Raw genomic sequence first — 16,688 nt, 5'->3', positions numbered from 1 at the left:
CCACCCGAACGACCCTTCGATCTTTCGAGCGGCCAGTGTATGCAGACCGTTCCAAGACGCCCTCGATGGTCGTGCGGTGACCCGCCCCTGCCCCCGACGGCGGTGAATGTGACTCCGGCAGGACGGTTCCCGGTTCCGGCTCAGCGCCCCTGAAAGCGGGCCGCCTTCGAACGGGCCGAGCCGAGCTTGCCGTAGAGCCGCCGCCCCGGACACTCCGTGGCGAAGCCGTCCCGGTGCCCCGAGATCACATTCAGTCGCACCTTCTTGCCTTTTCGGTAGAGATTGCTACCAGCGGACTTCAGGTATGTCTTGCTCCGCGGATTCATCCCGTGCAGGCCGAGCTTCCAGGCGGTGAGCCGTGCGACGGCCTTCACAGCGGCGGCGGACGGCTTGGTGGCGCCGTAGGAGCCGAGGACCGCGATTCCCATGCTCTTGGTGTTGAAGCCGAGGGTGTGCGCACCCATGACCGGCTTCGCCACGCCCCCGGCGCGCCCCTCGTAGATGTTTCCGCACTTGTCGACGAGGAAGTTGTAGCCGATGTCGCGCCAGCCCATGCTCTTGACGTGGTAGCGGTAGATACTGCGGATGAGCGACGGGGCCTGCGAGCACGAGTAGTTGTTGCCGGAGGCCGAGTGGTGGACGAAGGCCACCTTGACCTTCTTCGTGTACACGAACCTCTTCTCGCGCAGCTTCTCGTCCGCGCCCCAGCCGCGCCGGGTGACGATGCGCGGGCGCGGGCCGATGTACGGCTTCGCCTTCTGCTGCTCCGTCAGTTCCGCGCTGCGCAGGGTGAGCAGTTCCTGTTCGGTCTGGCGGCGGCTCAGCGCCGGGATCTCGGTGACGCCGACGGGCGCGAGGCCGGCGTTGTCGGCGGACGCGGCCGAGGCGGCGGACGCCTCCGCGCCGAGCGTGCCCCCGCGGGCGGCGTCGACGGGGAGGGACGGGGGCGGCGGGGCGGCGTCGCCGGGGTCGACGAGTTCCAGGCGCAGTCCGGAGGGGAGCGGGGCGGGGGCCGGTACGGCGGACCGGCCGGCCGGGTCGTACGTCACCGCCCGGACGCGCACCTCGACGCCGTCCGAGTCGCCGACCCACAGCGGTGCCGTGGCGCCGCGCACGTGGTCCGAGGTGCGCTCGGCCATGCCACGGTCGGCGCCGTGGTCGGCGTTGTGCGTCTCGATGTCCTGCCAGCCGGACCAGGTACGGGTGCCGACGGCGCGGGTGCGGACCTGGACGCGGCCGTGCAGTTCGGTGTCGGGGTCGTCCCAGACGACGCCGACGAGGGAGAAGTGCCGTACGGCGCGGCGGGGCAGGCGGAGTTCGGCGGCGGAGGTGGGGGCGGCGGAGCGGTCGCGGGCGCGGGGGGCGAGGGGGTCGAGGGGGAGGGACTGGGTGCGGCCGGAGAGGGGGGCCGGATCCGTCGGGTGAGCCGCCCCTTCCGCTGCCGGCGCCGGTCTCGCGGTCGCCGCGGTGGCGGGCGGGGTGAGGGGCAGGGCGAGGGCCGCCGCGCAGGTGACACCAATCGAGGAAGCAAGGAATCCACGCATGCCCCTGATGTTGGACATAGTCATATAATTCTGTCCATCCGGGAGTTGACGGGCCGTCGGTGATCGTTCGGCCGAACCGGTGGCGGATCGGGGGTGATCCGGTGGGCCGGGCGCTCGGTGCCGGGGCGGGGGCCGCGTACGCTTGTGCGGGTGAACGCCACCGATCGCACCCCTGCCGACCTGCTGGGTTCCGCGCTGGCCGCGGATCCCGGGCGCCCGCTGGTGACCTTCTACGACGACGCCACGGGTGAACGCGTCGAATTGTCCGTGGCCACCTTCGCCAATTGGGTGGCCAAGACCGCGAATCTGCTCCAGGACGAGCTGTCCGCCGAGCCCGGTGACCGGGTGGCGCTGCTGCTGCCCGCGCACTGGCAGACCGCGGTGTGGCTGCTCGCGTGTGCGTCGGTGGGGGTGATCGCCGACGTCGGCGGGGAGCCGGGGGTGGCGGACGTGGTGGTGAGCGGGCCGGACACGCTGGAGGCGGCGCGGGCCTGTGGTGGGGCGCGGGTGGCGATGGCGTTGCGGCCGCTCGGGGGGCGGTTTGCGCAGCGGCCGGAGGGGTTTGCCGACTATGCGGTGGAGGTGCCGGGGCAGGGGGACCGGTTCGTGCCGTACGCGCCGGTGGATCCGGAGGAGCCGGGGCTGATCGTGGCCGGGCGTGAGTTCAGCGGGGCGGAGGTCGTGGAGCGGGCGCGGGCGGAGGCGACGGGGCTGGGGTTGATCGGGCCGGGGTCACGGATTCTGTCCGGGTTGCCGTACGACACGTGGGAGGGGTTGAACGCGGGGTTGTACGGGCCGTTGGCCACCGGGGGGTCGGTGGTGTTGTGCCGGCATCTGGGGCGGCTGGCGGGCGAGGCGTTGGACAAGCGGATCGAGAGTGAGCGGGTTACGGCGGTTGCGCGGTGACCGTTGGCCGGTGCGGGGTCCGGCGTTGACTGGGTGACTGTCGGTTGGTGCGAGCCGGGGGTGGGTTTGGCTCGCCCACGCCGGCGAGGCGCCGCTGCGCCCACGGCGAGACGGCGTCAGCTGCACCACGATTGCCAGGCACCCGGAGTTGCCGCCGGCCAGGGGTAGGTGCGCTCGCCCACGCCGGCGGGGTGCCTCCCCCACGCTCGAACGAGCTCGCGCGGGGGCACCCCCATCGCCCGCCCGTGCCGCCCCGGGCAGCACGCATGCCCGCAGCCGTGTCGGCTGCGCCGGGCGCCGTCGTCGGGTGCGGCTCGGTGGGGGCGGGCGTGGCACACCCCTGTGGGTGCGAGCAGGCTGCGATGTGTCGCCGGTGCCCAGAGGCTCCCGTCGATGTCGAGGTGTGTGTCACCTCGGGTGCGTGCCGTTTCGTCCCCCGTTCGGCCTACATCACCCTGCCCCCGGCCTCCGCCCACGTCATGGTCGTAGGAGCAGCTCGTGTGGTGACCTTCGTCGTACCGCTTGAGGGGTGGACGCAGAGTGATCGGGTCCGTGGGAGGTGAAGCGCTTGGGCCGGGGGTGGGGGCGTCGGCGAGTGGGGACGGGTTGGTGCGGCGGAGGCGGCGGCGGTGGGTGCGGGGAGTTGCCGTCGGGGTCGCCGGGGTCATGGTCGGGGCGGGTGCCGTCGGCGGGGCCGTGTACGTGAAGCTCGATGGGAACATCACGCCTGACGAAGCGGCTGCGGCCGAGCTTGCGCGGTTTGAGAAGGAGCGGCCCACTGCGCTCGTCAAGGACGCGCGGAATATTCTGCTCATCGGGTCGGACACCCGGCAGGGCAACGGGAACGCCCGGTACGGGCGGGATCCGGGGACCGAGCGGTCGGACACTACGATCCTGCTGCACCTGTCCGCGGGGCGGCGCACCGCGACCGCCGTCTCGCTGCCCCGGGATCTGATGGTGGACGTGCCGGGCTGTCTGCGTCGGGACGGCACCCGCACCGAGCCGATGTTCGCGATGTTCAACTACGCCTTCCAGGTGGGCGGCTCGGCCTGCACGATCCGGACCGTGGAGAGGCTCACGAACATCCGCGTCGACCATCACGTCGTCGTCGACTTCCGGGGCTTCAAGGAGATGGTGGACGCCGTCGACGGAGTGCGGATCTGCCTGAGGGAGCCGATCCGCGACAAGGACGCCAAGCTTCGGCTGCCCGCGGGACGCGTGAGCCTGAACGGCGAGCAGGCCCTCGGCTACGTCCGCGCCCGCAAGTCCCTCGGCAACGGCAGCGACACCGACCGGATGGAACGGCAGCAACGCTTCCTCGGCGCGCTCGTCAACAAGGTGCAGAGCAATGACGTACTGCTGAATCCGGTGAAGCTGTATCCCGTGCTGGACGCCGCCACGTCGTCCCTCACCACCGACCCGGAACTGGCGAATCTGCGTGGTTTGTACGAACTCGTTCGCGGCCTGCGCGACATCCCCACTGAACGTGTGCAATTTCTGACCGTTCCACGAGAGTCGTATGTCTACGACGCGAATCGCGACCAGCTCGTGGAACCCGAGGCACAGAGGCTGTTCGGGCGGCTGCGCACGGATGCGCCCTTGGTTGTCACGAAGGAAGCCTCCCAGGGGGCGGCGACAAAGGGGCGTAATTCGGAATCCCGTGAGGACGCGGACGCGGACGAGGGGCCGAACGATTCAGGTGCGGAGTCATTCGACTACCGCGGGTACGGATCCGACGGCGGCCGCGGCGGATACCGGGACGGAAAGGGCGGGGAAAAGCGGCCCGCCGGACCCGGCGCCGACGTTTCCCCGGCGCCGACGTTCCGCGGGAACACCGCCGCCGAGGACGGCTGCGCGTAAAGCATTTGCCAAGGCGGCGCACACGCGATCAGAGAAATGGGCGGATTGCCCAGTTGTAGGGACGTGGAATTTGTCACCAACGTCGCTACACGTTGAACTGGCCGGATAGTGTGAGCGATCCGGTGCATCCGGCCAGAGGTCCTTCCTGGGGTCGTGCACTGTGAAACCGAGACCCGAGCGCCTTTGGGGGGAGGCGCCGCGTGGCCCCGACGGAGGATTCGGACAACCGTGGACGCGCAAGGCCGTGGGCGGGCGGACAACATCGACCCCGCAGACCAGTGGGTGCTCAATCCGAACACCGGCGAATACGAACTGCGACTGAGTCCTTCCGCACCGCAGTCGGCGGTCCCCAGTCCCCGTAGAGCCCCCTCCCCCTCCCCCGCCCCCGCCGCGGGTACGCCCGCGCGCAGCCGTCGGGCGTCCCCCGAGGCCCCCGGCCGCGACGTGCCGGCTCCGCGCAGGCGCCGCGGCGCGCCCGCCGAGCCGCCGCCGGGGCGGCGCGGGCACCGACCGGTGAAGAAGGCCTCGAAGCGGAGGAAGATCGCGCTGTGGACCGGCGCCACGATGGCGTTCGTGCTGGTCGCCGGGGCGGGAGCCGCCTACCTGTACATCGAGCACCTCAACGACAACATCACGGCCGTCTCCGACGACGGCGCGAGCACCGGTGGCTTCGAGAAGGACAAGCCGATCAACATCCTGCTGATCGGCACGGACAAGCGCACCGGCAAGGGCAACACGAGCTACGGCGACTCGGGCAGCGTCGGGCACGCCGACACCACGATCCTGCTGCACGTCTCCAAGGACCGGACGAACGCGACCGCGCTGAGCATCCCGCGTGACCTGATAGTGGACGTCCCGGACTGTCCGACCACGCAGGAGGACGGCAGTCAGAAGGTGATCCCGGGCACGCAGGACGTCCGTTTCAACACGAGCCTCGGCCAGGACGGCCGGACGCCCAGCTGCAGCATGCGCACGGTCACCGAGCTGACCGGGATCACGCCGGACAACTTCATGGTGGCCGACTTCAACGCGGTCAAGACGCTGACCACAGCGGTCGGCGGCGTCGAGGTGTGCCTGGCCAAGGACATCAACGACCCGGAGTCGCACCTGAATCTGCCGAAGGGCACGCACACCATCGAGGGCGAGCAGGCGCTCGCCTACGTGCGCACCCGGCACTCCGTGGGCACGGGCGGCGACCTGAGCCGGATCAACCTGCAACAGCAGTTCCTGAGCGCGCTGATGCGCAAGCTCAAGTCGGACGACACGCTCACCAACCCGTCGAAGATGATCAAACTGGCGGAGGCGGGCACGAAGGCGCTCACCGTCGACTCCCAGCTCGACAGCATCACCAAGCTGAAGGACCTCGGTCTGGAGCTGGGCAAGCTCAACATCAAGAATCTGACGTTCACCACGATCCCCGTGCTGGACAACCCGACGGAGAAGGTCAAGGCGACGGTCATCCCTGACCCGTCGAAGGCTCCCCAGGTCTTCCAGGCCATCAAGGACGACGTGTCCTTCACCGAGGTCAAGCAGCAGGAGAAGGCGAAGAAGGCGAAGCAGAAGGACGCCGAGGCCGCCCGTCTCAAGGGGACCAAGGCCGCCCCCCCGGAGGTGCGGGTGCGGATCCTCAACGGTGGGGCGCCGGCCGGTTCCGCGCAGCAGATGCTCAACTACCTGCAGAACCAGGAGGGTGTCACCAAGTCCGAGAACTCCGGCAACGCGCCGGCGGAACTGAGCAAGACCACGCTCGAGTACGCGCCCGACCAGGCGGACCAGGCGCGCAGGCTGGCCGACATCATGGGGCTGGCCGGCTCGGCGCTGAAGCCGGGCGAGAGCGTGACCAACTCCCAGGGTATGCCGGCGATGACGCTGACCCTGGGCAAGGACTTCAAGGGTGCGGGCTCGTCCGTGACCGGTCCGGCAACGGCGCCGGATGTCGAGAAGTCCACGGCAGACAAGGTTCAGTGCGCGAGCTAGGGACTGTCGCGACCTGCCCGGCGTCCGCCCCAGGGGCGGGCGCCGCGGTGTAGCGGAATCCGGTGGCAGGACCTCGCACGCCTCCAAGTGTGACCTGACGGGTCTGTCGTGCGTCTGACAGAGCGCACGGCAGGCCCGTCAGTGGCGCAAAGGGTGGGAGGACGGTGGGAGATGACGAAGAGCAGCGTGCGGGGGGCGGAGCCTCGACCGGGGACGCGGCGGGCCCGGGAGGGCGGCCGCCGCGGTGGGCCGTACGACGGTGAACGCGCCGCCGGCGCGGGCGACTCCGGCGCGGGCGGCTCCGGAAGACGCGGGTCCGGAGGACCGGGGTCCGGAGGACCGGGGTCCGGAGGACGGGGGTCCGGAAGACGGGGGTCCGGAAGACGGGGGTCCGGAAGACGCGGGTCCGGGAGAGGCAGAGGCGGCGGGCGGCGGGCGCTGCGCTGGTCGGCGTCGACCCTCGCGGTGCTGATACTCGGCACGGCCGGCGCCGGATACCTCTACTACCAGCAGCTGAACGGCAACATCCAGAAGGGCGAGCGCAGCAGCGGCGACTCCAAGGCCAGGAAGGCGGAGCCGAACGCGGCCGGGCAGACGCCGCTGAACATCCTGCTGGTCGGCTCCGACAGCCGTAACTCCGACGAGAACGTCAGGCTGGGCGGCAGCCGGGACACCCGCGGCAATCCGCCGCTGGGCGACGTGCAGATGCTGATCCACCTGGCCTCGGACCGCAAGAGCGCGGCGGTGGTGAGCATTCCGCGCGACACCCGGGTCGACATACCCAAGTGCACGAACCCGGAGTCCGGCGAGACGTACAAGGCGACGAACACCATCATCAACGCCTCGCTGGCCCGCGGCGGGGCCGGCTGCACCCTCGCCACCTGGGAGAACCTCACCGGAGTCTATATCGACCACTGGATGACGATCGACTTCGCGGGCGTGGTGAAGATGGCGGACGCCGTCGGCGGGGTCGAGGTCTGTGTGAAGCAGAACGTGTGGGACCGGCCCCTGCCCAACGCGCGCGGCGGCTCCGGTCTGAAGCTGACGGCCGGCACCCACAAGATCCAGGGCCAGCAGGCGTTGCAGTGGCTGCGCACCCGGCACGCCTGGGGCAGCGACCTGCTGCGGGCCAAGGGCCAGCACATGTACATGAACTCGATGATCCGTACGCTGCGGGGGCAGAACGTCTTCACCGACACCGGCCGGCTGATGAACCTGGCCGAGGCCGCCACGAACTCCCTGAAGGTCTCCGAGGAGCTGGGCTCGGTCAGGAAGCTGTACGACCTGGGCACGCAGCTCAAGACGGTGCCGACGGACCGCATCACCATGATGACCATGCCGACCGACACCGACCCGATGGACGCCAACCATCTGGTGCCGGGCGCGGACGCCGAGAAGATCTGGTCGATGCTCCGCGACGACGTGGCCTTCGACGACAACGGCAGCGCGAAGGACACGGCCAAGGCGGCCGAGAGGGCGAAGAAGGCCGAGGAGAAGCCCTCCGAGGACCCCTCGGCCGCGGACGACCAGATCGGGGTGCTGGTTCAGAACGGCACCCGATCCGACACCCTCGGCGTGGTCAACGGCCGCGCGAGCACGGTCGTCGGGACGCTGGTGAACAAGGGCTTCACGCGGGCCTCGGCGGACACCTCCGGGTCGTACGCCGAAGCGAAGACGCTGGTGCGCTATCCGAGCGCCGAGCTGGCGGGCGATGCGCAGCGGGTCGCCAAGTCGCTGGGGATTCCGCTGAGTTCGGTGCAGAGGTCGACCGACGTGTCCGGTGTCACGCTCGTCGTGGGCGGCGACTGGCGCTCGGGCACGACGTACCCGAAGCAGTCGGCGCCGAAGGCCGGTGACGTCCCCGAGTCGGCCGACGCCCTCAACGGCTCGGACAGCAAGCAGTGCATGGACGTGTACGCGCCCTACCGCTGGTAGCGGAGCGGGGGCGGGTTCACCGGCGGCAGCCCCCGACGTCACGCGGTCGCGGAGTCCCGTACCGCCGGGCGCCGTGACGCGATGACCTTCCTCGCCAGGGACTTCGGGCTGGTCAGGAAGCCCCAGCCCCACGACATGTGCATCGTGGCCAGCGAGACGGGGATCTGCAGCCGTGCCTTCAGCGGCAGGCCCCGGCCCGCGGGGAGGGAGCCGGCGAGGATCACCGCCAGGTAGCCGCCGGGGATCAGGAAGCCCCACGGGGTCAGTACGGCGCCCACGACGAGGCCGGCCGCGATCGCGCACACCGCGGTCGGCGGGGCGAGGTAGCGCAGGTTGATGGAGCCCTCGTGGTAGCGGGCGACGACGTGCCGCCAGCGGCCGTAGTCCCTGTACTGCCTGGCGAGCGCGCGCACGCTCGGCCGCGGCCGGTACGACACCTTCAGCTCGGGCGAGAACCAGACCAGCCCGCCCGCCTCGCGGATCCGGAAGTTCAGCTCCCAGTCCTGGGCGCGGATGAACTCCTCGTTGTAGCCGCCCTGTTGCTCCAGCGCCTCGCGCCGGAACACGCCGAGGTACACGGTCTCGGCGGGCCCGGCCTCACCCCCCGTATGGAAGGAGGCGTTGCCGACCCCGATCTTCGACGTCATGGCCGCGGCGACGGCGTGCTCCCAGTCGTTCTCGCCCTCGGCGTGCATGATGCCGCCGACGTTCTGCGCGCCGGTCTCGTTCAGCAGCCGTACGGCGGTCGCGATGTAGTTCGGCGAGAGCATGCCGTGTCCGTCGACGCGGACCACGACCGGATGGCGGGAGGCCTTGATCGCGGCGTTCAGGGCGGCGGGTGTACGGCCCGTCGGGTTCGGCACCGTGTGCACACGCGGGTCTTCGGCCACGAGTTCGGCTGCGATCTCGTCCGTGCGGTCCGTGGACGGACCGAGGGCGATCACCACCTCCAACTCGCCGGCGTACTCCTGCGCGAGGATCGCTTGGACGGCGCCGCGCAGATGCCGCTCCTCGTTGAGGACGGGCATGATCACGGACACGGCGGGGTGCTGCACGTCGGGATTGGCGTTCATAGGGGGTTCACGTTACCGCGAACGGGGGACACCGGTGCGCGCCGCCAGGGCGTTGGCGCGGGCCTGGCGATCGTATGGGCCTACGGTGCTCACGGATCCCACGCTCGGCCCTCGCCCGGAGGTGTCCCCTTGCCCACGCCGCCCCGGTCCCCCGCCAGACAGCCGAAGCGCCGCCCACGGCAGCAGGCGCCGCAGCCGTCGTCTCGCGCGCAGCAGCCGTCGCCGCGCCCCGCGCGCCGGGCACCCGCGCGGGCGCCCGAACGGCGGAAGAAGCCGCGCTGGGCCATGCGGGCGGTCACCACGCTCTCCGTGGTCGTCCTCGCCTCCGCCGGGATCGGCCACACGGTGATCACCAGCCTCGACCGGGACATCGCCCGGGTCGACCCCTTCAAGGACATGAAGAACCGCCCGCAGGCGGGCCACGGCATGAACGTCCTGCTGGTCGGCACCGACGGCCGCGACCGGATCAGCGACGAGGAGCGGCGCAGGTACCGGCTGGGCGGCGCGCCCTGCCACTGCACCGACACGATCATGATCGTGCACATCTCGGAGGACCGGGAGCGGGCCAGCGTGGTGAGCCTGCCGCGCGACTCGTACGCCGTGCCGCCCGCGCACACCGACGCCACCACCGGCAAGCGGCACGGCGGGCACCCGATCAAGCTGAACGCGGCGTACGCGGAGGGCGGGCCGCAGTTGACCGTGCGCACGGTCGAGCACATGACCCATGTGAAGATCGACCACTATCTGGAGGTCGACTTCACCAGCTTCATGAAGACCGTCGACGTGGTCGGCGGCGTGCAGATCTGCACCGTCGAGCCGCTCAAGGACAGCTACACGGGTCTCGACCTGCCCGCGGGCCGGCACCAGCTCAACGGCGGCCAGGCGCTGCAGTACGTCCGTGCCCGGCACGTCGACGGCGCCTCCGACCTGAGCCGGATGGAACGCCAGCAGCGCTTCCTCGCGGCGCTGGTCGACCGGGTCACCTCCTCCGGGATCCTGCTCAACCCGATGAAGTTCCGGGACGTGACGCGGGCGGTGCTCGGCTCGGTGCGGGCCGACAAGGGCTTCGGCACGGACGAGCTGCTCGACCTGGGCCGCGCGATGCGGAACTTCTCGCCCTCCTCCTCGGAGTTCACGACCGTGCCGATCGGGCGGATGGGCTACGCCGTCAAGGGCGTCGGCTCGACCCTGAAGTGGGACCCGGTCAAGTCGGAGCGCCTCTTCACGGCTCTGCGGGAGGACCGTCCGCTGACCGCGCACCGGCCGCGCAGCACGGTGGTGCGCGTCCCGGTGGCCCCGCAGCAGATCCGCGTCCAGGTCGAGAACGGCACGGGGACGGCGGGCCTGGGCCGCCGGGTGGACGCGGCGCTGGCGGCCACCGGCTTCCGCACCACCCGGGCCCCGGTCAACGCGGCCGACCGCTCCGTGCGCCGTACGATCGTCGCCCACGACCCCCGCTGGGACCGCTCCGCCCGCTCCCTCGCGGCGGCCCTGCCCGGCAGCCAGTTGCGCGCGGTCAAGGGTCTCGGCCCGACGCTGAAGGTGATCGCCGGCTCGGACTTCGAGAAGGTACGGCGGGTGAAGGCGGACGATCCGGGCCAGAGGGAGTCCGGGGTGGTGCGCGGTGACGAGGTGGGGTGCCCGTAGGGCGAGGTGATCGCTTACGGGCAGAGTTGGCCAAGTGCCCGTCATTCCTGAGGACTTGTGTCTAGGTTGAGGCATGTCCCGACCGGTTCCGTCCGAAGGAGGCCCCACGCCGTGTCCGATCCCTCCGCTACCCGCGACGAAGGCGTCGCCCGCATGGCACGGATGCGGGCCGACGTCTCCCACTCGGCCCGCATCTGGAACTACTGGCTGGGCGGCAAGGACCACTACCCGGTCGACGAGGAGGTCGGCGACCAGATCCTCTCGTTCGTGCCGGCGCTGCCCCGCTCCGCCGTCGCCGACCGGCGCTTCCTGGCGCGCGCGGTGCGGTACCTGGCCGGGGAGGCGGGCGTACGGCAGTTCCTGGACATCGGCACCGGGCTGCCGACCGCCGACAACACCCACGAGGTCGCCCAGGGCGTCGACCCGTCCTGCCGGATCGTGTGTACGTCGACAACGACCCGCTGGTCCTCAGCCACGCGCACGCCCTGCTCACCAGCGCGCGCGAGGGCGCCACGGACTACATCGAGGCCGATGTGCACGATCCCGGCGCGATCGTCGAGGGCGCTGCGCGCACCCTGGACTTCGGCCGGCCCGTCGCGATCACGATGCTGGGCATCCTGAACTTCGTGCTGGACACCGACGAGGCCGTCTCGATCGTGCGCCGGCTGCTGGACGCCGTACAGTCCGGCAGTCACGTGGTGATCTCCCACCCCACCACGGAGGTCGACGGCGAGGCGATGACCACGGCCGTCGACTACTGGAACGGCCAGGGGTCCGCCCCGATGACCCTGCGCAGCCGCGCCGAGGTCCTCCGCCTCTTCGCCGGGACCGACCTGCTCGAACCCGGCGTCGTCTCCTGCTCCCGCTGGCGGCCCGACGCCGCCGGGCAGGACATCACCGACGTCACGCACTTCGGCGGCGTGGGCCGGAAGCCGTAAGGCTGCGTCGTAAGCCGTGAGGCTTGGGCCGGACGCCGTGAGGCTTGGGCCGGACGCCGTAACCGGAGCCCGTCCGGCGGATCCCCTGCGTCCGCCCCATGGCGGGCGCCGCCGGGCAGGCGTACCACGGAGTGACGAGGGGTCCGACTCAGCGGAGCCCCCGCCCCGTCCCCGGGAGGAATCATGACCCAGCAGCAGCCCGCAGCGGCGACGCCGATGAGCCAGGAGATGCAGGACTGCGTGCAGGCGTGCATGTCCTGTCACAGCATGTGCGAGGAGACGATGAGCTCCTGTATGGAGATGGGCGGCCAGGCCCAGATGCAGATCATGCGCGCGCTGATCGACTGCTCCGAGATGACCCGAATGTGCGCGGACATGATGATGCGCCGCTCTCCGCTGTCGGCCGAGATGTGCGCGATGTGCGCCCGGGCCTGTGACATGTGCGCCGAGGCGTGCATGTCGATGCCGGACGACGCCCAGATGATGCGCTGCGCCGAGGCCTGCCGCCGCTGCGCCGAGATGTGCCGCTCGATGGCGGGCGCCACGATGTGAGCCACTGCCCGACCGGCGGCTGACGGCTTCGAGGGCACCTGCGGGGTGCCCTCGGTCCGGCGCGGGGCGGGTCGGGTCGGCGCTCAGGCAAGCAGCGGCTGCAGCGCCCGTTCCAGGTCGGCGGGTTCGCGGTAGTGCAGCGGGGTCATGCCGAGGGCGGCGGCCGCGTCGACGTTCTCCAGGGTGTCGTCGACGAAGAGGCAGCGGTCGGAAGCCGTGCCGGCCAGGGAGGCGGCGTGGCGGTAGATGCGGGGGTCCGGCTTGACGAGGCCGACGCGGGCGCTGTTGACGACGTGGTCCGCGAGGTCGGCCAGGCCCAGCGAAGCGAGGTCCTCCTCCAGGCGGAGCGTGGCGTTGCTGACCAGGACCAGGGGGACACGGGCGCGCGCCCGGCGCAGCAGCGACACCACCGTCTCCTCGGCCCGGAAGGGCGACTCCAGCAGGGCCGTGCCCAGCTCCCACGCCGTCGCCTCGGGCACCAGGCCGGACAGGCCCGCCGCGATCGAGCGCACCCACTCCTGGTCGTCGATCCGGCCCAGCAGCAGCGGCAGGTCGGTCTCCGGTGCGAAGGCCACCTTCTTCGTCGTGCCCTCGGCCAGCCCGGCGGCGCGCTCCAGCGCGTGCAACCCGGACGAGTCGAAGTGGCGGATGACGTTGTCGACATCGCAGAGCACCGCGCCGAACGGCGCCCCGCCGCGGCGGTCACTCACTCGAGACCGTGACCTTGTCGTCGTTCTTCAGCTCGTTGACCAACTGCTTCACCTTGGCGGTGTCCCACTGGAGGTTGCCGTTCGCGGTGTTGCCCGAGATCGGCATGTTCATGGACTTGCCCTCGCCGCCACTGACGCTCTTCATCGCCCAGAACATGGAGGCCAGGTCCCACAGGCCCGTGTCCTTGTCGACGACGAGGGAGTCCAGGCCCGCGCCCATGGTCGGGTACAGCTTGAACGGGTTCATGATCGTGCTCGGGGTGGCCACCTGGTTGGCGAGGGCCGAGAGGAACCTCTGCTGGTTCTTCGTGCGGTCCAGGTCGGAGCCGGCCAGCGCGTACCGGGTGCGGACGAAGGCGAGGGCCTGCTCGCCGTTCAGGGTCTGCTTGCCCTTCTTGAGGTCCGCGCCGGACTTGGCGTCCTTGATGTTCTGCGGGATGTCCATCTCGACGCCGCCGACCGCGTCCACGATGTTCGCGAAGCCGGCGAAGCCGATCTCCACGTAGTGGTCGATGTGCAGGCCCGTGTTGGCCTCGACGGTACGGACCAGCAGCTCCGGCCCGTCCTCGGCGTACGCCGCGTTCAGCTTCGTCTGACGGCCGGTGGCCGGGTAGAGCTTGCCGGAGTCGGAGCCCTTGAACGACGGGATCGTGACGTTCGAGTCGCGCGGCAGCGAGAGCAGCGTGTCGCCGTTGCTGCCGGTGTGCAGGATCATCATCGAGTCCGTGCGCTTGCCCTCGGCGGAACCGGTGTGCAGCTTCTTCTTCTGCTCGTCGGACAGCCCGGCGCGGCTGTCGGAGCCGACGATCAGGTAGTTCGTGCCCTCGCCGGTCTCCGGACGGTCGATGACCTTAGAGAGGTCGACGTCACGGTGGAGCTTGGAGTCGGCCCAGAAGTACGTGCCGACGGTCGTCACGACCAGAACCATCACCAGGATGATCGCGGTCCGCTTGAACCGGCGCCGCCAGTTCGGCGCGGGCCGCGGCTCACGCGTCGGCGGGCCGCCCGGGCCGCCGGGACCGCCGCCGCCGTAGACCTGGCCCGTGTTGTAGCCGCTGTCGTACGGCTCGCCGGCGCGGTAGTCATGGCCATCCACGTACGACGGCTGCTGCGGCACACCGCCGCCGTACGGCGGGGCCTGGTGGCCGGGGCCGCCGTAGCCGCCCTGCCCGGGGGGCGCCGCCGGACCGCGGCGCACCTGCCTCATCACCCGCGCGCCCTCGGGCTGCGCGCTCGCGCTGCCGCGTCCGTAGCGGGAGCCGCGGTTGTCGTCGTGCCATCCCTCGGGCCAGTTGTTCATGCGCCCCAGTGTGCAGGGCACGGCAGTGCGGCTTACAAGGTTCGTAGGAAAATAAGGGCACGGCTGTTGCGAAGCTGACACAAATTCCCCAGATGTCTACTCCGCATATGGTGGAGCGTATGACAGACCAGGCCACGGGCGCACAGGCGGATACGCCGGACATCCCCGGCGAGCCGACTTCGGCATGAAGCCGGCCGACGGTGCGGCGGGCGCCGTGGCCGGGCGGCACTCTGGGGGGCCGGCGGTGACCGCGTCCATGGACGCGATGGCATTCTTGGAATCGGTCCGTGTCGGTTACCTGGCGCGTGTGAAGGCGCAGGTCAACTGGACCGGACGGACGTCCATGGAGGTCGGTGTGCGGGTCTTGGCCGAGCGGTGGAACGAGTCGATGCCGCCGACGCCGGCGGGCTCGGCGTACCTGGTCTTCGCGGCAGTGGACGCCGACGGCAAGCCGCGCCGCGTACCGCCGGTACTGCATTTCCCGGGGGACAAGGACAACCCCCGGACACCCAGCAGAAAAGCAGGTCGGCCGGATGACCGGCGTGGACATCGAGAGCAAGCCCGAGTGACAACGGAGACCGAGCGCGACGAGCGCCGCTACCAGGAGGCCCAGATCCGCCGCACCCATCGCCTGGCCCGGCGCCGGGCGATCATGGAGCTGCGGGAGAGGCGGGCGGCGGAGGGCTTCAAGGACTGAGCGTGGATGATGTGGCTCACCCGCCCACCTCGAACCACAGCAGTTTCCCGACGTGGCGGTCGAGCAGACCGTCTCCGAGCGACCAGCCGCCCCAGTTGTCGGCGCACTCCTGCACGAGCCGCAGCCCGCGCCCGCCCTCGCCCTCCACCGGGGCAAGCGGCACCCGGTCCCGGGGCGACCTGCCGAAGGGCGCGGGGACACGCGGGTGACTGTCCCAGACGCCGACCCGCAGACGCCCGTCCGCGAGCGCGGTCAGCCGGAGGGAGGCGGGGCCGTCGGTGTGCCGGTAGGCGTTGCTGACCATCTCGGACGCCATCAGCTCGACGGCGTCCAGGATTTCCGGTCTCCCGTGACTGTCGAGCACCGACCGTACGGTCATACGTGCGACCCGTGCCGCGCGTGGGTCGTGAGGCAGGCGGAGGGCGTACACCCAGGTGTCGGGCAGGGATACGGTGCGCATGAAACCTCCAGAAGTGTCACGGGGAAGGGAGCTTGGGCTCGCACAGCTGCCGCGCCGGGCGGTGGCTCTGCCTGGGTTGGTGCGCTTCCGGCTTATGGGCGGCGGGAGTTGGGCGGCTTGGGTTTCACCATAGACTTCAGGAGCTGAATGTTTTGCAGAATTCAGCAAAACCTTCAGCAATCTCCCTCGTGTGGGTGACCGCGACGCCATGCGTACGAAACGGAGCGAGGACATGACAGCGAGGCCCAGCCCGACGGCACGCCGCCTCCGCATCGGCGTAGAACTACGCCGGCTACGCGAGCGCGCCGGCATGACCGCCGCCGAGGCCGCCAAGGCCCTGGGTACGACTCAGGCGCAGATCAGCAACATCGAGGCCAACCGCTTCGGCGTGAGCGCGGACCGCGTACACACGCTCGCCCACATCTACGGCTGTACGGACCGGCCCCTGGTCGACGCGCTCGCCGCCATGGCCGCCGACCGTACACGTGGCTGGTGGGAGGAGTACCGCGGCACTCTGCCGCCCCGTCTCCTCGACTTGGCGGAGCTGGAGCACCATGCCACGGCGCTGCGCGTGACCCAGGTCATCAACATCCCAGGTCTGCTCCAGACACCCGACCATGCCCGCGCGTTGTTCCGCGAAGCGGTTCCAGCCTTGCGTCCCCATGAGATCGAGTACCGCATCTCGCACCGCATCAAGCGTCAGGCCATCCTCCACCGCGAGCAGCCACCGCCGTACACGGCGATCGTCCACGAGGCCGCCCTGCGCATGCAGTTCGGCGGTCGCGAGGTAGCCAGGGCCCAACTGCATCACCTCACCGAGATCAGCGGCCACCCCACCATCAGCCTCCGCGTGATCCCCTTCGACGGCACCTCGTTCCCCACCACAGGCCACGCCGTCGACTACTTCCATGGCCCGGTGCCCATCCTTGACACCGTCGAGGTGGACACGGCCCATGGCAGTGAACTCGTCGATGCGGTAGGGCAACTGGAGAAGTACCGGTTCGTCCTTGACCGCATGGAGGCCGTCGCCCTGAAGCCCGCCCCCTCACTCGACCTCATCCACCGCATCGCCCAAGAAATCTGAGAGAC

At 70.5% G+C, this 16,688-nt stretch carries 13 protein-coding genes and 2 pseudogenes; 9 read left to right on the top strand and 6 right to left on the bottom strand.

Going from position 1 to position 16,688, the window contains the following annotated elements; genetic code table 11:
• Nucleotides 1-140: 140 nt before the first annotated feature.
• On the bottom strand, nt 141-1,562 hold the full coding sequence (locus H8R17_RS28490; RefSeq protein WP_187826091.1) for a peptidoglycan recognition protein: 1,422 nt from the start codon (nt 1,560-1,562) through the stop codon (nt 141-143).
• Nucleotides 1,563-1,694: 132 nt separating this feature from the next.
• Here H8R17_RS28490 and H8R17_RS28485 point away from each other — a divergent pair, with 132 nt between their 5' ends.
• The 4 genes from H8R17_RS28485 (at nt 1,695) to H8R17_RS28470 (ending at nt 8,222) form a co-directional block, all read left to right on the top strand.
• Nucleotides 1,695-2,450 carry a TIGR03089 family protein gene (locus tag H8R17_RS28485; RefSeq protein WP_187826090.1) on the top strand — a complete coding sequence of 252 codons (756 nt, stop codon included), beginning with the start codon at nt 1,695-1,697 and terminating at the stop codon, nt 2,448-2,450.
• 579 nt (nt 2,451-3,029) lie between these two features.
• A complete protein-coding gene (locus H8R17_RS28480; RefSeq protein WP_187826109.1) occupies nt 3,030-4,310 on the top strand; it encodes an LCP family protein in 1,281 nt (426 codons plus the stop codon).
• Between the two features lie 228 nt (nt 4,311-4,538).
• Nucleotides 4,539-6,287: an LCP family protein gene (locus H8R17_RS28475; protein ID WP_187826089.1), complete on the top strand. Its 1,749-nt coding sequence runs from the start codon at nt 4,539-4,541 to the stop codon at nt 6,285-6,287.
• A gap of 171 nt (nt 6,288-6,458) precedes the next feature.
• Nucleotides 6,459-8,222 carry an LCP family protein gene (locus H8R17_RS28470; protein WP_187826088.1) on the top strand — a complete coding sequence of 588 codons (1,764 nt, stop codon included), beginning with the start codon at nt 6,459-6,461 and terminating at the stop codon, nt 8,220-8,222.
• A 38-nt stretch (nt 8,223-8,260) separates the two neighbouring features.
• Here the strand turns inward: H8R17_RS28470 and H8R17_RS28465 are convergent, their stop codons facing one another.
• A complete protein-coding gene (locus H8R17_RS28465) occupies nt 8,261-9,295 on the bottom strand; it encodes a glycosyltransferase family 2 protein (protein ID WP_187826087.1) in 1,035 nt (344 codons plus the stop codon).
• An 89-nt stretch (nt 9,296-9,384) separates the two neighbouring features.
• Nucleotides 9,385-9,594 (bottom strand): hypothetical protein, encoded by a 210-nt coding sequence (locus H8R17_RS28460; RefSeq protein ID WP_187826086.1) that lies wholly within the window; start codon nt 9,592-9,594, stop codon nt 9,385-9,387.
• Between H8R17_RS28460 and H8R17_RS28455 the strand changes: the two genes are divergently transcribed.
• The 3 genes and pseudogenes from H8R17_RS28455 (at nt 9,581) to H8R17_RS28445 (ending at nt 12,432) form a co-directional block, all read left to right on the top strand.
• Nucleotides 9,581-10,942 carry an LCP family protein gene (locus H8R17_RS28455; protein WP_187826085.1) on the top strand — a complete coding sequence of 454 codons (1,362 nt, stop codon included), beginning with the start codon at nt 9,581-9,583 and terminating at the stop codon, nt 10,940-10,942. The genes H8R17_RS28460 and H8R17_RS28455 overlap by 14 nt on opposite strands.
• Before the next feature lie 162 nt (nt 10,943-11,104).
• A pseudogene (locus tag H8R17_RS28450) lies at nt 11,105-11,880 on the top strand (SAM-dependent methyltransferase).
• Between the two features lie 183 nt (nt 11,881-12,063).
• The gene (locus tag H8R17_RS28445; protein WP_187826084.1) at nt 12,064-12,432 is read left to right on the top strand and encodes a four-helix bundle copper-binding protein; all 369 of its coding nucleotides are present in this window, start codon (nt 12,064-12,066) and stop codon (nt 12,430-12,432) included.
• A gap of 83 nt (nt 12,433-12,515) precedes the next feature.
• Here the strand turns inward: H8R17_RS28445 and H8R17_RS28440 are convergent, their stop codons facing one another.
• Nucleotides 12,516-13,142, bottom strand: a complete 627-nt coding sequence (locus H8R17_RS28440; protein WP_187826083.1) for an HAD family hydrolase — start codon at nt 13,140-13,142, stop codon at nt 12,516-12,518.
• Nucleotides 13,135-14,442 (bottom strand): LCP family protein, encoded by a 1,308-nt coding sequence (locus tag H8R17_RS28435; protein ID WP_187826082.1) that lies wholly within the window; start codon nt 14,440-14,442, stop codon nt 13,135-13,137. Before H8R17_RS28435 ends, H8R17_RS28440 begins: the two co-directional genes overlap by 8 nt.
• 119 nt (nt 14,443-14,561) lie before the next feature.
• Between H8R17_RS28435 and H8R17_RS28430 the strand changes: the two are divergent.
• Nucleotides 14,562-15,139: pseudogene (locus H8R17_RS28430) on the top strand (acyl-CoA thioesterase).
• Nucleotides 15,140-15,155: 16 nt separating this feature from the next.
• Here the strand turns inward: H8R17_RS28430 and H8R17_RS28425 are convergent.
• Entirely contained in the window at nt 15,156-15,599 is a 444-nt protein-coding gene (locus tag H8R17_RS28425; protein WP_187826081.1) for an ATP-binding protein, read from the bottom strand.
• Between the two features lie 232 nt (nt 15,600-15,831).
• Here H8R17_RS28425 and H8R17_RS28420 point away from each other — a divergent pair, with 232 nt between their 5' ends.
• Complete coding sequence (locus H8R17_RS28420) at nt 15,832-16,683, top strand: helix-turn-helix transcriptional regulator (RefSeq protein WP_187826080.1); 852 nt, start codon at nt 15,832-15,834, stop codon at nt 16,681-16,683.
• Nucleotides 16,684-16,688 lie beyond the last annotated feature (5 nt).

Source organism: Streptomyces sp. TRM68367, assembly GCF_014495685.1.
Classification (GTDB): Bacteria; Actinomycetota; Actinomycetes; order Streptomycetales; family Streptomycetaceae; genus Streptomyces.
Note: the sequence above shows the minus strand (reverse complement) of the source record. Positions and strands in the feature narration are given on the sequence as shown.